This window comes from Herpetosiphon llansteffanensis (assembly GCF_003205875.1).
GTDB classification, from domain to species: Bacteria; Chloroflexota; Chloroflexia; order Chloroflexales; family Herpetosiphonaceae; genus Herpetosiphon; species Herpetosiphon llansteffanensis.
Map to the genome: position 1 here is coordinate 1 of NZ_PUBZ01000158.1, position 13943 is coordinate 13943.

At 49.7% G+C, this 13943-nt stretch carries 16 protein-coding genes, 1 tRNA gene and 1 CRISPR repeat array; of the genes, 8 read left to right on the forward strand and 9 right to left on the reverse strand.

The window, feature by feature from the left end; translation table 11 throughout:
• Positions 1-173: 173 nt before the first annotated feature.
• A CRISPR array of direct repeats spans positions 174-2178; the repeat unit is 37 nt; unit sequence ATTCGAATAACCCAAATCCTCGTGAGGGGATTAAAAC.
• Positions 2179-2394: 216 nt separating this feature from the next.
• Complete coding sequence (locus C5S61_RS24810; protein ID WP_110519975.1) at positions 2395-2724, reverse strand: ArsR/SmtB family transcription factor; 330 nt, start codon at positions 2722-2724, stop codon at positions 2395-2397.
• A gap of 50 nt (positions 2725-2774) precedes the next feature.
• Positions 2775-3677, reverse strand: coding sequence for an SRPBCC domain-containing protein (locus C5S61_RS24815; RefSeq protein ID WP_110519977.1), 903 nt, complete (start codon positions 3675-3677; stop codon positions 2775-2777).
• 337 nt (positions 3678-4014) lie between these two features.
• Here C5S61_RS24815 and C5S61_RS24820 point away from each other — a divergent pair, with 337 nt between their 5' ends.
• From C5S61_RS24820 to C5S61_RS24835, 4 genes are read left to right on the forward strand one after another with little or no spacing between them, the layout of a single operon-like run.
• A complete protein-coding gene (locus C5S61_RS24820; protein WP_110519979.1) occupies positions 4015-4518 on the forward strand; it encodes an AAA family ATPase in 504 nt (167 codons plus the stop codon).
• A 32-nt stretch (positions 4519-4550) separates the two neighbouring features.
• Positions 4551-4991: a VOC family protein gene (locus C5S61_RS24825; protein WP_110519981.1), complete on the forward strand. Its 441-nt coding sequence runs from the start codon at positions 4551-4553 to the stop codon at positions 4989-4991.
• A 31-nt stretch (positions 4992-5022) separates the two neighbouring features.
• Positions 5023-5745: a hypothetical protein gene (locus C5S61_RS24830; protein ID WP_110519982.1), complete on the forward strand. Its 723-nt coding sequence runs from the start codon at positions 5023-5025 to the stop codon at positions 5743-5745.
• Positions 5746-5788: 43 nt separating this feature from the next.
• A complete protein-coding gene (locus tag C5S61_RS24835) occupies positions 5789-6802 on the forward strand; it encodes an alpha/beta hydrolase family protein (protein ID WP_164689772.1) in 1014 nt (337 codons plus the stop codon).
• 36 nt (positions 6803-6838) lie between these two features.
• On the opposite strand, the gene C5S61_RS24840 is transcribed toward C5S61_RS24835, so the two are convergent.
• Positions 6839-7339 carry a hypothetical protein gene (locus C5S61_RS24840; RefSeq protein ID WP_110519986.1) on the reverse strand — a complete coding sequence of 167 codons (501 nt, stop codon included), beginning with the start codon at positions 7337-7339 and terminating at the stop codon, positions 6839-6841.
• Positions 7340-7352: 13 nt separating this feature from the next.
• The gene (locus C5S61_RS24845) at positions 7353-7841 is read right to left on the reverse strand and encodes a hypothetical protein (RefSeq protein ID WP_110519988.1); all 489 of its coding nucleotides are present in this window, start codon (positions 7839-7841) and stop codon (positions 7353-7355) included.
• 193 nt (positions 7842-8034) lie between these two features.
• Between C5S61_RS24845 and C5S61_RS24850 the strand changes: the two genes are divergently transcribed.
• The 3 genes from C5S61_RS24850 (at position 8035) to C5S61_RS24860 (ending at position 9383) form a co-directional block, all read left to right on the forward strand.
• Positions 8035-8622, forward strand: coding sequence for a hypothetical protein (locus C5S61_RS24850; RefSeq protein ID WP_110519990.1), 588 nt, complete (start codon positions 8035-8037; stop codon positions 8620-8622).
• A gap of 196 nt (positions 8623-8818) precedes the next feature.
• The gene (locus C5S61_RS24855) at positions 8819-9070 is read left to right on the forward strand and encodes a hypothetical protein (RefSeq protein ID WP_110519992.1); all 252 of its coding nucleotides are present in this window, start codon (positions 8819-8821) and stop codon (positions 9068-9070) included.
• A 64-nt stretch (positions 9071-9134) separates the two neighbouring features.
• Positions 9135-9383: a hypothetical protein gene (locus C5S61_RS24860; protein ID WP_110519994.1), complete on the forward strand. Its 249-nt coding sequence runs from the start codon at positions 9135-9137 to the stop codon at positions 9381-9383.
• Positions 9384-9535: 152 nt separating this feature from the next.
• Here C5S61_RS24860 and C5S61_RS26980 read toward each other — a convergent pair whose 3' ends face one another.
• The 5 genes from C5S61_RS26980 to aspS all read right to left on the reverse strand — a co-directional run bounded on the left by C5S61_RS26980 (position 9536) and on the right by aspS (position 12939).
• Positions 9536-9694, reverse strand: coding sequence for a hypothetical protein (locus tag C5S61_RS26980; RefSeq protein WP_164689773.1), 159 nt, complete (start codon positions 9692-9694; stop codon positions 9536-9538).
• A gap of 314 nt (positions 9695-10008) precedes the next feature.
• Positions 10009-10083, reverse strand: a tRNA-Gly gene (locus tag C5S61_RS24870).
• 115 nt (positions 10084-10198) lie between these two features.
• Complete coding sequence (locus tag C5S61_RS24875; RefSeq protein WP_164689774.1) at positions 10199-10597, reverse strand: FixH family protein; 399 nt, start codon at positions 10595-10597, stop codon at positions 10199-10201.
• Positions 10598-10649: 52 nt separating this feature from the next.
• Positions 10650-11045, reverse strand: a complete 396-nt coding sequence (locus tag C5S61_RS24880; RefSeq protein WP_110520000.1) for a hypothetical protein — start codon at positions 11043-11045, stop codon at positions 10650-10652.
• A gap of 109 nt (positions 11046-11154) precedes the next feature.
• Positions 11155-12939, reverse strand: a complete 1785-nt coding sequence (aspS, locus tag C5S61_RS24885; RefSeq protein ID WP_110520002.1) for an aspartate--tRNA ligase — start codon at positions 12937-12939, stop codon at positions 11155-11157.
• 261 nt (positions 12940-13200) lie between these two features.
• Between aspS and C5S61_RS24890 the strand changes: the two genes are divergently transcribed.
• Entirely contained in the window at positions 13201-13806 is a 606-nt protein-coding gene (locus C5S61_RS24890) for an OB-fold-containig protein (RefSeq protein WP_164689775.1), read from the forward strand.
• Positions 13807-13943 lie beyond the last annotated feature (137 nt).

Here is a 13943-nt window from a genome sequence, read left to right on the forward strand (position 1 = left end):
GTGGTCGGTGGTGTGCTAGGATGGGTCATGTGATCCTCCCCAAGGGTCATAGACAAATCAATGCGGCAATGGGGTCAAGCAAATCCATTGTCGCATCCATGATTGCATGATTTGTTTATACCAGGGGATTAAAACATAGAATGTGATTCTTCTTGCGCCAATACGATCAGTTTATTCGAATAACCCAAATCCTCGTGAGGGGATTAAAACTTGCCTGAAAGCCCCGATCGGAGCAATGCGACAACAATGGCCATAGTATTCGAATAACCCAAATCCTCGTGAGGGGATTAAAACCGTTATACGTTGGCACGCCACTAACTTTTGCTTCAGTCCATTCGAATAACCCAAATCCTCGTGAGGGGATTAAAACTCACCGAGACCGTCAGCACAATGCTGGCGGTTTTGCTTTGTATTCGAATAACCCAAATCCTCGTGAGGGGATTAAAACCTACCATTACCTCTCTATCGTATCACCCCAACGGGTGATCTTTATTCGAATAACCCAAATCCTCGTGAGGGGATTAAAACATACACGCAATGATGGAACATGTGATCTTTACCACAGAATTCGAATAACCCAAATCCTCGTGAGGGGATTAAAACAGCTTTATAATGGTAATCGACTTGTAGAGCCATTTGTAGATTCGAATAACCCAAATCCTCGTGAGGGGATTAAAACTCGATTAATTGTGGAGCATTTGCCCCAAGGCTGGATTCGAATAACCCAAATCCTCGTGAGGGGATTAAAACCGACTTCGTGCTGTTCAAGCTGTACGGGAACGCGAGCATTCGAATAACCCAAATCCTCGTGAGGGGATTAAAACGCAACAAATACCCGCCCGTGCCGCCAGCGCCAACCAGAATTCGAATAACCCAAATCCTCGTGAGGGGATTAAAACCGAGCGCGGAGCAGCTGGCGATAGGGACTTGGCTGTGCATTCGAATAACCCAAATCCTCGTGAGGGGATTAAAACTAACCGAAGTTTGCTGTCCTCGGTCATCCCATAGATTCGAATAACCCAAATCCTCGTGAGGGGATTAAAACGTCAATTGCTCCGTGATCTCCTCAATCTTGGCTTCCAGCTTCATTCGAATAACCCAAATCCTCGTGAGGGGATTAAAACAAAATCGGCTTGGTTTGGCGCAGGGTTCGACACGGTAAATTCGAATAACCCAAATCCTCGTGAGGGGATTAAAACCGTTATACGTTGGCACGCCACTAACTTTTGCTTCAGTCCATTCGAATAACCCAAATCCTCGTGAGGGGATTAAAACTCACCGAGACCGTCAGCACAATGCTGGCGGTTTTGCTTTGTATTCGAATAACCCAAATCCTCGTGAGGGGATTAAAACCTACCATTACCTCTCTATCGTATCACCCCAACGGGTGATCTTTATTCGAATAACCCAAATCCTCGTGAGGGGATTAAAACATACACGCAATGATGGAACATGTGATCTTTACCACAGAATTCGAATAACCCAAATCCTCGTGAGGGGATTAAAACAGCTTTATAATGGTAATCGACTTGTAGAGCCATTTGTAGATTCGAATAACCCAAATCCTCGTGAGGGGATTAAAACTCGATTAATTGTGGAGCATTTGCCCCAAGGCTGGATTCGAATAACCCAAATCCTCGTGAGGGGATTAAAACCGACTTCGTGCTGTTCAAGCTGTACGGGAACGCGAGCATTCGAATAACCCAAATCCTCGTGAGGGGATTAAAACGCAACAAATACCCGCCCGTGCCGCCAGCGCCAACCAGAATTCGAATAACCCAAATCCTCGTGAGGGGATTAAAACCGAGCGCGGAGCAGCTGGCGATAGGGACTTGGCTGTGCATTCGAATAACCCAAATCCTCGTGAGGGGATTAAAACTAACCGAAGTTTGCTGTCCTCGGTCATCCCATAGATTCGAATAACCCAAATCCTCGTGAGGGGATTAAAACGTCAATTGCTCCGTGATCTCCTCAATCTTGGCTTCCAGCTTCATTCGAATAACCCAAATCCTCGTGAGGGGATTAAAACAAAATCGGCTTGGTTTGGCGCAGGGTTCGACACGGTAAATTCGAATAACCCAAATCCTCGTGAGGGATTAAAACATAGTCGCGGCCAGAAAATCGCGATGGCGTTGGTCTGAATTCGAATAACCTAAATCCTCGTGAGGGGATTATCAATAGCCAAAACGAAACCCGCTACCGACGAATCAATCGTCATGCAGCGGGTCGTATGCTAAACGTGGCCTAGGTCGGCATTGATCTGCCAGCTAGACCTAGGCCAATGAGCAGGATATGCTAATGAATTGTAGCACGAATGTTTGAATAGTGTCTAGTTATCTGCATGTAGCGTGTGCAGTCTTCGCTCGTGAGCAAGAGCAACCTTGGCGTGGTCGCTCACTCTTCGATCAGCTGTTTTAGGCGGCTGAGGCGTTCATCCCAGACGATGCTCAACGTCGCGACCCATTGTTCAATCGAGCCAAATGCCTGTGGCACAAGCTGATAGCGTTTTTCTTTGCCAACCTGTTGCACCACCACAAGCCCAGCATTATTCAAAATAATTAGGTGTTTGAGCACACCTTGGCGGCTAATTGGAAACTGGGTTGCCAGTTGGGTTGCGGTTTGTGGCCCATGAGCCGCAATATATTCAATTACCATGCGTCGAATCGGATCGCCCAATGCAGCAAAAATGGCATGGATTTCACTGGTTGTTGAATTGCTGAGCATGCCGCTATTCCCCGCTGTTTTGAGCTGCCGATCAGATTATTGACGCTGGTTTAGAAGCCCCATGGATAGGGCAATGGTCGATGTTCAAGATAGGCTTGGATGTTTTCAAGCATCATTCCAAAACCAACCGAGTTTTGTTCCATACTTGTATCACGTTGGCTGGGATCAAGCAAGCTGTAGCCTGTGTTGATAATCGTTAGGCGCGTGCCGTTTGCCTCTGCGTTTAGGCGATAATCGGTACGTTCTGCTGCCCCAAGCGTGTTTGCATCGGTGCGCAACACGAAGCGCTGAATCGGATCAATCAGCTCGATAATTTGGGTATAGAGTTCGCCGCCCGTTTCAGGATCGCGCACAAAGAATTTTCCGCCTGCTTCGAGGCTGCTTAACTCCCAGGCTGAATTCGGCGAAAACCAAATTGAGTAGGCTTGGGTGTCGGTAATTGCCTGCCACACTTTGGCTTGCGTGGCGGCAATCCAAATGCTGCGTTCAAGGCTAAATTGGACTGCTTCATGGCGATAGCCCAATAATTTGGCGATAAAGCCATCAGGAAATGGTAAGGCCTCGCCTGCCAGCGCTGCTTGTAAGTTGCGCAATCCATGCTCCCAAGCATCAGCATGGGGATGGTTTAATTGGCTCGTTGCTGCCTGCATGCTAACTTCAAGCTGGGTTCCATTGGCCTGATCGTGCAAGGAAAAGCTGATTGGGTACAACCGATCAGGCAAACCCATCCATGTCAGTTGCTGCGCATGCTCAATTACTTCAAACTCAAGCAAGGGAATGGTCATGCCACCCAATGCACTGCCAATGCGTTGCTCATCAAGCTTTACAAGCTTTGCACCGAGCGCTGGCGGCAAGAGCCATGTGCTGATGCTGGCTGGCTCGGTGAGCGCTTTCCAAACAACATCGCGGGGAGCATCAATCCAGAGGCTGCGGCTATTGGTTGGGTTATTCATGCAATTCTCCTATTTATATGCAACCATTTAGTTGCACATGATAGCAACTCAATGTTGGATGTCAAGCTATGCTTGCAGGCCAGCAAACGCAATGCTTTGAATTTGGGGCTTTTGCAGATGGTTTGGGCTAGCTCCAAGACATTAATCAAGATCTCATTCTTATTTGCCCTATTTACTGGTATAGTTAAGTCAAACCTTCTCCTCTCTCTTCTCTCCCACAAGCGACCCCTAGCGGGTCGTTTGTGGTTTTAGCGCCAGCAAGATTGACAACATAGCTATGATGAGCGTTAATCTCGCTCATTATGCCGAATCGCAGAGCTGGTGATTGGAGCCAAGCATGGGCCGCAAAAATTACCTCATCGATGGTGTTTCCTGCGCTGGTAAAACGACGGTCTGCACCGAGTTACAACGCCGTGGCTACCATGCCATCCATGGCGATCGCGAGTTGGCCTATTCTGGCGATCTACAAACAGGCAAGCCAGTTGATGCAAGCAGCGCTGAGCCTGGCGCGTGGATCTGGGATGTTGCCAAGGTTCGCGCTTTGGTCGCCGATCACATGCATCAAATAAGCTTCTTTTGTGGTGGCTCACGCAACTCCGCCCGTTTTGTTGAGTTGTTCGATGCTGTGTTTGTGCTTGAGGTCGATTTGGCGACGCTCAATCAGCGGCTTGCTGCTCGACCTGCAGATGAATGGGGTGGCACAGCAGAAGCAGGCGCAGCTTTTGCCCGCTTCCAACATGCAACCAAGGATGGTTTTGCGCCGAATGCAATCCAGATTGATGCTACTGCCCCGCTTGCCAGCGTTGTCGATACCATTCTTGCCCAGATCAATCACGATTAATCAGGCTTGCTGCTGTAAAGGAAGGATTAACCATGGCGCTGCAACGGATGGACAATGTGCTGATCGTGGTCAACGATCTTGCTGCTGCAAAGGCGTTTTTTATTGCACTTGGCATGGAATTAGAGGGCGAGATGCCATTAGCTGGGCCATGGGTTGATCAGGTTGTTGGGCTTGAGCATGTGGAATGTGAGATTGCCATGTTGCGCACTCCCGATGGCCATAGCCGCGTGGAATTGTCGCAATTTCATAACCCAGCGGCGGTGAATGTTACCCCAGCCAATGCTCCTTCGAATGCGCTTGGGATTCGGCGAATTATGTTTGCGGTTGATGATCTTGATGCAGTTCTGGCGCGCTTGCGTCCGCATGGTGCTGAAATTGTCGGTGAAATTGCTCAATATGAGGATTTTTATCGGCTGTGTTTTATTCGCGGCCCCGAAGGCATTCTGCTGGGTCTTGCACAGCAGCTCAAGTAATGGCGTTTGTTCGTTGGGTGGAAATGAAGCTATGCTGCAATCAGCTGCGATGAAGAGCATTATTGAGCAACTATATCAATGTTTCAGTCGCTACACGATTCCTGTGCATCCGACTGGCTGCCCATGTTGTGTTTCTGATGTCGATTATCAGCGCCTCCGTGCGCAACCGATTCGCCAATTAAGCAGCAACGATCTTTGGCGTTATAGCCTTAAGGCGCTGAATACATGGGGCGATGCTGATCAATTTCGGGCGATCTTGCCGCGCTTTTTCGAGTTGTGCGCTGATCGATCAGCCTTCTTCGATTGCGATATGCTCTTTGGCAAACTGCGGCTCGCTGATTGGCAGACGTGGCCAGCAGCAGAACAACAGCTTATTCAGACCTATCTTTGGACGCTCTGGCAAGAAGCGCTGGCTGATCCAGATTCTTCAGTCGCTGAAATGCTGAGCGCAATTGCCCAAACGGGGCTTGATCTGCAACCATTGCTGCTGAGCTGGGATGCGCAATTGGAAACACTGACTGGATTACAGCACTATGCAGATTTTCTTGATCTGCATATGGCCCAGATTCTTAGCCAAAACCGCTTACATGGCCATGGCTGGGCCAATCGTGGCCAGGCAACAGCTTGGGTCATTGGCTGGGTGCTTGATCCGACGCGCCGTGAGCGAATGACGAATGCGTTTGTGAATAGCGATCATGATGCAGAAAGTCGTTTGCTTGCCCATATTCTGGAATGGTTTGATTTGGCTCCGTGATGCGAGCTTGGCTGTGCGCATTAAACATACAGGAAGGATCAATATGCTGTATAACGTTGGCTGGCGGACATTGGCGTATCACGATCAAACGCGCGTCGATTGGCGAATGGGTGGTGATCGTCCGTTGTTGACCCATATTTGGTATCCGTGTGATGCGCTTGCGCCGCGAATTTCCATGTTCATTGGCCCGCCCGATAACCCGCTGTTTAATGTTGGCGAAGCCGCACCTGATGCTGCGCTGACTGAAGGGCAGTTTCCACTTATTCTGATCTCGCATGGAACTGGTGGGATTGCTATGCAACTTGGTTGGCTGGCTAGGGCGTTGGCTGCGCAAGGCTATATCGTTGCTGGGGTTAATCATCATGGCAACACGGGCCTTGAACCCTATTTGGTCGAAGGCTTTACGCGGGTTTGGGAACGTCCACGGGATTTGAGTACAGTGCTTGATCGGTTGCTCGATGACCAGAACTTTGGGCCAGCGATCGATCAAACACGAATTGGGGCGGCGGGATTTTCGCTTGGTGGCTATAGCGTATTGGCGCTTGCTGGTGCTCGGCTCGATTTGGGCACGCTCTTGGCGGCCTATACCGATTCTGGGCGGCCACTCCACTTGCTTGCGCCACCTGAGTTCCCGAATCCAGATGAGTTGATTCGGCAGCTTGAAGCTGCTGCCGCAGCCAGCGAGCACCGCCAATCCTATCGTGATGAGCGGGTGCATGCTGTTTTTGCCTTGGCTCCAGCGCTTGGTGAGGGATTTAGCGCCGCTGGCTTGGCAGAAGTCGCTATTCCGGTGCTGATCATGGCTGGCGCAGCCGATACCAACACTCCGCCTGCGGCGAATGCTCAACACTATGCTACGCTGATCAACGATGCAGGATTAATTGTTTTTGAGGGAGCTGTGGGCCACTATGTTTTTTTGGCTGAATGCACCGAAGCAGGCTGCCAGCTGATTCCTGAGCTATGTATTGATCCTGCCGGAGTTGATCGCAAAGCGATTCAGCAACAAGCAAGTGACGCAGCAGTGCAATTTTTTGCGCGCCAGCTGGCGGTAAATTAGGTCAGCAGCAAGCACGTTGTGCTGAACTATTAAACATCAAGTGATTAATTGTTCATCGGGATGGCTATGTTCCGGTTGTGACGGTGCGGTGCTGGCTGGCTCAAGCATAATAATCCAACTGGTGATCAAGATGCAGGCTGCGCCGCCAACGATGAACCATGCAGCCTGTTGCTGCATCACAAGGGTGATTTTTGCCCGCTGGTGTGATCGGCTGGATTCAGTGTTTCGAAGTGAGGATCTTGTTCCACTCCATGATAAAACCCCACACAACATCAGCAGCGCTGCACACATCCAAACCAGATCCCATGCAAAGCGCATGCGTTTGATAAGTAGGGTGATGCCACTCACGATGATAAGCACGATCAAGATGCCAATGCCTAGCCAGGCTAGATAGGGTTGTGATTCAGAACTATACGATGAAGTCGATTGCTGCAAGGGCTGGCGTAAAGTATTCAGCCCTGCTGCGATCAATCCAACCCCTCCAAACCATGGAATCCATGCCCAGCGTTGATAGCCATTAATAAACTTTGTCAGCATAATCTGCTCCTGCCTAATGAGCTGTTGAAGGCTGCTGATTGGGCTTCAGTGGGCGGGTTGGCCAGCGATATTTGAGATAACAACAGCCGAGTATACATAACGATCCGATGCTAACAAGCATTGCCCAACCAAGATGGGTAAATACGAAGCGTGGCTCGACTACTCCACGCCAAGTTGCTGCCGAGCCAAATGGAAGCGGATTGCCGCGCTGATCAACACTGCTGATCAAAATTGCAAGTTGCGCCACCATCATTGTCCCAAAGATAAAGCTGCATGATGCGAGGAACCCTATGCCAATCAATACTGGTCTCAGAAATTCACTATTGGCAGCCAAACGCCAACCAAGCAGCGCAAAAACGCTAAGCGGTGGGATAAAGCAGAAATACATACCAGCAGATGTACCGAACACGCGATCGAGAAACGCCTCCTCAGCACTACTCTGATAGCCTTTAATCAGCTGATGGAGTGCAATGAACATGAGAATAATGCTCGTTGCATACATTACGCTAATCCATGAACGAAGCCAGCGAAATATGGAGATCATGGTGAATACCTCCGTGGTTGCAGCTAGTGTAAGCAGAATTAGGAGTGAAACAAATGATAGGAAGCTGATGTAGCAGTGGCTTGCAGCAGCAACCTTGGCTTTTGGGTTCGCGTATTGCTGGTGGTGTTGCTTGCAGAATGAGAGAATTTCTATGTCCGCTGGCCGATTTATTTATCAGTTCAGGGTTCCCGAATATTGGCGACGCTTGGTTGCTGTTATTGCTGCAACGATTTATGCTTTCAGATTATTGCTGGGTCTTGATGCTGAGCCTGATCCTATGCTGCGCTGGGGATTAGCCATCATGCTCCTAACCTTTGCAAGTCGGATGGCGATTGATATGCTTTCGTATCTTGATATTAGCCATCAAGGCTTGATTATGCGTCGAGGTTGGCAATATTTTAGTATTCGCTGGGAGCAGATTGAATCGGTTGGCATGGCCCTCTATACTCGGCGCGATCTGCCATATATTGTGTTGCGTGAGCCGATTCGTGGCTTGCCACGCATAAAAATTCCCGACCTGACTATTGAACAACAACAGCGCACACTGACCTTGGAAGGCTGGGCTGAATCCGAAATCATTGCAAAAGCACTGCATGCAGGTCTGAACACAGCTGGCCAACCTTGGCATGTGATTCCTAATTTTGCCTTGAGTCATCGCTATTTTATCTATTACCAGCGCCTCTACCTTTGGATCTTGGCTGGCGAGGTTGGCGTATTTGCCTATTTTGTGCTGGGTTAATTCAGATTTTACTGCTACCCCAAACTAAACGTGAGGCTGTGTAATTAAAAAGGAGCCAATGCTGCCATTAATTCTTACCTCAAAAGTCACGTTTGCTTGTGGCCTGTGTGAATTCATCCAACAATGACCTTTTGGTGAGTGACGAACCACTGTTCTACTTCTAGAATAGTGGTTCTTGTTTTAATGAGGAGCCACGATGACTCGTGTATTACATCGCCGCAAACTTCGTGCCCAGATTACGCGCCTGAAGGCCCACATCCGCCGTGACGAGCTTGCCATTGCTCAAATCGAACGCCATGCTCCCGACAATCCGCTGTTTCAACATACCAGCCGCGCTGCATTGATCGCCGTGATCGATGCGCGGCAACAACGGCAGCAAGAACGCCTGCTGCTGCTCGAAGCCCAACTCATCGCCTTCGATGCTGCGCACGAATCTGAAACCAACTAACGATAGAATGTTCTTTGGCGCGTGACTTGCATAGAGGCTCGATATTGCTCTTTTTGGAGGTTGTATGAAACGCGTGCACTATCGCCAGCTTCGATCGCAAATCACGAGTTTGAAGGAACGTCATCGTCGAACCGAACAGACGATTATGCGGGTGCAGCGCACTGCTGCCGACAATTCCTTGTTCGAGCACACCAGCCGCGAGGAATTGCTGGCATCGATGTATTCCAGTCAACGCCGCGATCAAGAACACATTTTAATTCTTGAAGCCGAGATTGAATCCTTGGATTCCCTCGTCGTTCGCGAGGCTGGCTAGCCACGCTTGGCCGATACCACGTTTTAACTGGCAGGTGATCCCTGCCTTTTTTTATGCAGCATTGCAGCCATAGTAGAAGGTTAGCCATTCGCCTGTACCTTTGGATCTTGGCGGTGGAAGTTAGCGTGGTTGCCTATTTCGTGTGGGCTAATTTAGACTCCATCGATAGCTGTTTCAGTATCAATTTGTTGTAGCGCTTGTTCAATGATGGTATGGATGTGGTTGATTGCTGCGTGCTGCTCGGCCCAAACATCACTTGCAACGACCCGATCTTTAGCGGCTCCCAGCGAGATGCCATGAACAGTCCGCATGAAAATCAACGCATTGATCATCAATAACCCTTGTGAGCGTGCCTAGGCGAGCAAGACCCGATCATCAGCAGCGAAGCCTGCGGGAATACAGGTTGCAAGGTGTTCTCTTAAATATTTACGATACGCATCATCGGTATTAATCATTGCTCGGGCCTCGTGTGCTTGCCCCAAATGGGTTAATTAAGCTTGCGCTAGCATAGTATCACTGATCTTTCTGCTTTGACACTCGTATAACCGCCGCGCTTAAATTGAAAACACCGCCATTGCTGACGATGTTTTCAATCACTTATTCTGTTTCAACCAGAATGTGTACATGGAGCGGGAGACGAGACTCGAACTCGCAACCATCTGCTTGGAAGGCAGATGCGCTACCATTGCGCTACTCCCGCATTTATTTTGCTAGCGCCAATAATGCCCGAAGATGGCGAATTTGTCAAGTCGGAGTAACCCTAAATTGTGATTGGAGTAGCCCTTCAGGTTTGATGAAGGGCTACTTCCTTGGGTTTATTCTGGCACGTTAACATCAAACGTGGCTTGGTATTCTTTGCCAGCAAATTCGGCGAACACACTGACTGACCACGCTCCGCCCATGGTGTAAATGCCTTGGGCGCGATAATTGCCGTTGCCTTCGCCTTTGGCCAAGGGTTTGTTCTGGCCCATCGGCATCGACGGCATATCAATATCCAAATAGACATCGGCATTATCAACTGGCTGGCCATTTTGGCTTACATTAATCACCCAAGTTTGGTCGGTATTTTGGCTCAGCGGGCTTTCAGCGGTGAGCTTGAGTGTCACGCCATCAACGGTTTTTTCGACAGGAGCCGGTACTTGCGCCCCATCATTGCCGCCACAGGCAACCAAACTCGTCAATAGTAATAGGCAGATCAAAAGTCGTTTTAACACAAGATACTCCTCAAAAATAGCATTATTCAGCAGCAATTTTATTGATATGCGCTCATTTTGGTGGCGGCGCGAGCGGTGGCTGTGAGGCTTGGCTTTGCCAGATGAGCGGGGCAGGCGAATATTTGCGCCAACGCCAGCTTAACATCATAATCAAGCCAGTATGACCAAGTAGCTTAAATAGCCCTTGGTTGGCGGGGTTGGGGTTTGAACTGGGAGCATGGGTGTGCAATTCACTAGCTGGTGGCTGCGATTCGGCGATCAAACAGATAAATATTCCCGAATCGAGCGCTTGATTTGCAGCGCTCAACTGGTTTGAGCGATCGCAATGCCACAAGCAACTTAGCGGGTTGAGCCAGCCAAGCATGAGGATGCAGAGTAACCCCAGCCAACGCTGCTGGCTGCTTGAAACGCTTGGGTGCTCGATTAAACGTAACGTCGCCGTTTGCATGCCAATCCATGAATTCGATAATTACTCAGGTTATCGTATCACAGATTTTGGGCTGTTAACCGCAGCCTGACCCATAGTTAACCAATGGGTCAGGCTGGAGTGCTGGGAATTAGCCGCGTGGCTCAACGCCATCGGCCAAGCGCAAGCCAAGCTCGCGCAATTGCTTGCTATCGACCGATGATGGTGCGTTCATCATCAGGTCTTCGGCGCGTTGGGTTTTGGGGAAGGCAATCACGTCGCGAATGTTGTCGGTATCAGCCAGCAACATCACTAAGCGATCGATGCCTGGAGCCATGCCGCCGTGCGGTGGCGCACCATATTCGAAGGCTTCCAACATATGCCCGAAGCGTTTTTGAATTTCTTCTGGGCTGTAGGGCAAGCGATCGAAAATGTATTGTTGAATGCTGCGATCGTGAATCCGAATTGAGCCTGATGCCAACTCGTAGCCATTGCAGACCAAATCGTAGGAAGCAGCCCGTACTCCTTCGAACTCGCCGCGCTGCATTTTCTCCACATCGGCAGGGTTGACCATACAGAATGGATGGTGGGCAGCATCCCATTCGCCGCTCTCGGCATTGTATTCAAACATTGGGAAGTCGATCACCCAGGCAAAATGCATCAGATCTTTGTCGGCGAGATCAAGCCGTTTGGCCATTTCGCGCCGCACTTTATCCAACGAGGCGGCCACAACTGCTGGTTTATCGGCAACATAGACGATTAAATCGCCTGCTTCTGCAGCAGTCGCAGCTTTCAATTGCTCAAGTTGGGCTTGTTCGAAGAATTTGGCGATTGGTGAGCGCACGCTGCCATCAGCTTCGATTGCCATCCAGGCCATGCCTTTGGCTCCGCCGATTTTGGCAACTTCTTGCAGATCGTCGATTTGCTTGCGCGAATAGCTGCCACAGCCAGGCAAACGAATTGCTTGCACCTTGCCGCCGCTGCTGAGTGCGCCAGTAAACACGCCAAATTGGCTGTCTTTGACGATTTCTCCAACGTTGACAAACTTCAAATCGTAGCGCAAATCGGGCTTATCCGAGCCATAATATTCAATCGCATCGGCGTAGGTCAAGCGTGGGAAGGGCGAAACTAAGCGTTTGTGCGGCGTAACATTGGCAACCAATTCGGTCATCAAGCGCTCAACTACATCGAGCACATCATCTTGCTCGACAAAGCTCATTTCAATGTCGAGTTGGGTGAATTCTGGCTGGCGGTCGGCGCGCAAATCTTCATCACGCATACAGCGCGCAATTTGGAAATACTTGTCGATGCCCGAAACCATCAACAATTGTTTGAGTTGCTGTGGCGATTGGGGCAAGGCGTAAAATTCGCCTGGGTGCAAGCGGCTTGGCACGAGGTAGTCGCGTGCGCCTTCAGGGGTGCTTTTCATCAAAATTGGGGTTTCAATTTCCCAAAAACCCTCAGCATCCATCCAATTGCGCATAAATTTGATGGTGCGATGGCGCAACCCAAGGATATGCTGCTGGCGTTCGCGGCGCAATTCGATATAACGATATTTGAGCCGCAGCGCTTCATCTTCGCCACCATCACGATTGACCAAGATCGGCGGAGTTTTGGCAGTGTTGAGGATTTTGGCGCTCTGAACTTCGATTTCAATTGCGCCAGTATCCAAATTGCTATTCTCAGCGCCAGCAACCCGTGAGCGCACGCGGCCTGTTACTTGAATCACATACTCATTTTTGATGCTATCAAGCAGAGCGCGGGCTTCAGGATTCGATGACGGGTCGACAATCACTTGAGTCAAGCCATAGCGATCGCGCAAATCGATAAACAGCACAGTGCCATGGTCACGGCGGCGATGAACCCAACCAGCTAACGTCACGGTTTGGTCGATGTGGTCGCGGCGCAACTCGCCGCAAGTGTGAGTTCGGAGCATACGACTGCTCTCCTCGCGTTTGGATAATAACAAAGCCAAAGCCACGCCAAGAAGCGGCACGTCGGTGTGCAACCAGCGTTGAGATCGCGGCTAGAGCCGTTGGGCGACAACACAATGTTGCGTATTTTAACACAAGGATGTGCTTGTGTCGCATCTGGCTTTTATGCTATGCTTCAGCAACCATCGATCGCGGTTCTTCAGCTGCAACATTTTAATAATTACCACGTACAGAAGCTACACTCGGATGTGGAGAAAACGCCCATGAAGGTATGGACAACGTGGTACAACCTACCGTTTTTGATTAGTCTTGGCCTTGGTTTGGTTTTTGCGGTTTTGCAAATCGTTGGTGGCTTCGGCGATCACGATAGCGATGCCGATATTGATAGTGATGGCCACGATTTGTTTGATGCCGCCCTCGATACGCTCGGGGTTGGCAAAGTGCCCCTCATGTTTATCCTCGTCAGTTTCTTATCGCTGTTTGGCTTAATTGGGTTGCTGCTGAATGCCATTGTGGTGCAAGTTGGCAGCGGCTACCAGAGCTGGTTTTTTGGCGTGATTTTGGTGCTGAGCTTGCCGCTGGCCTTTTTTGGTACTAGCCGCACCAGCAGAATCTTCGCAAAATTAGCTCCCGAAAGCACCAATGCAATTGGTTTTGAACAATTGGTTGGTCGGGTTGGCCGCGTTAGTAGCCCAACCATTAGTATGACGTATGGTCGGGTTGAGGTGCGCGATCCCCATGGCTTATTGCACACGGTGTTTGCCCAATTAGCCACCGGCGAGCCATTACCAACCAATACCGAGGTAGCGTTGGTTGAATACGATAGTACGAAACGCTGTTTTATTGCCAAACAATTTCGTCATTCGTGAGTGTTTGTGAAATGTAAGGAATTGTGCAATGTGATCTATGGTTGAAAAAGAAGGCTTAGTTTACGAGGGAACGTCTCTAGGGTGGCTCTTTTTGCAGTATATAGGCAGCATCCTAGGTTATAAAGGAGTTATCGATA

Bases quoted from the DNA above. Each gene is read 5' to 3' on its own strand.
- aspS (WP_110520002.1), bottom strand. From the start codon at position 12,939: ATGCTCCGAACTCACACTTGCGGCGAGTTGCGCCGCGACCACATCGAC.
- C5S61_RS24825 (WP_110519981.1), top strand. From the start codon at position 4,551: ATGGCGCTGCAACGGATGGACAATGTGCTGATCGTGGTCAACGATCTT.
- C5S61_RS24840 (WP_110519986.1), bottom strand. From the start codon at position 7,339: ATGCTGACAAAGTTTATTAATGGCTATCAACGCTGGGCATGGATTCCA.
- C5S61_RS24850 (WP_110519990.1), top strand. From the start codon at position 8,035: ATGTCCGCTGGCCGATTTATTTATCAGTTCAGGGTTCCCGAATATTGG.
- C5S61_RS24855 (WP_110519992.1), top strand. From the start codon at position 8,819: ATGACTCGTGTATTACATCGCCGCAAACTTCGTGCCCAGATTACGCGC.
- C5S61_RS24880 (WP_110520000.1), bottom strand. From the start codon at position 11,045: ATGCAAACGGCGACGTTACGTTTAATCGAGCACCCAAGCGTTTCAAGC.
- C5S61_RS24835 (WP_164689772.1), top strand. From the start codon at position 5,789: ATGCTGTATAACGTTGGCTGGCGGACATTGGCGTATCACGATCAAACG.
- C5S61_RS26980 (WP_164689773.1), bottom strand. From the start codon at position 9,694: ATGCGGACTGTTCATGGCATCTCGCTGGGAGCCGCTAAAGATCGGGTC.
- C5S61_RS24830 (WP_110519982.1), top strand. From the start codon at position 5,023: ATGCTGCAATCAGCTGCGATGAAGAGCATTATTGAGCAACTATATCAA.
- C5S61_RS24820 (WP_110519979.1), top strand. From the start codon at position 4,015: ATGGGCCGCAAAAATTACCTCATCGATGGTGTTTCCTGCGCTGGTAAA.
- C5S61_RS24810 (WP_110519975.1), bottom strand. From the start codon at position 2,724: ATGCTCAGCAATTCAACAACCAGTGAAATCCATGCCATTTTTGCTGCA.
- C5S61_RS24845 (WP_110519988.1), bottom strand. From the start codon at position 7,841: ATGTATGCAACGAGCATTATTCTCATGTTCATTGCACTCCATCAGCTG.
- C5S61_RS24890 (WP_164689775.1), top strand. From the start codon at position 13,201: ATGAAGGTATGGACAACGTGGTACAACCTACCGTTTTTGATTAGTCTT.
- C5S61_RS24815 (WP_110519977.1), bottom strand. From the start codon at position 3,677: ATGAATAACCCAACCAATAGCCGCAGCCTCTGGATTGATGCTCCCCGC.
- C5S61_RS24860 (WP_110519994.1), top strand. From the start codon at position 9,135: ATGAAACGCGTGCACTATCGCCAGCTTCGATCGCAAATCACGAGTTTG.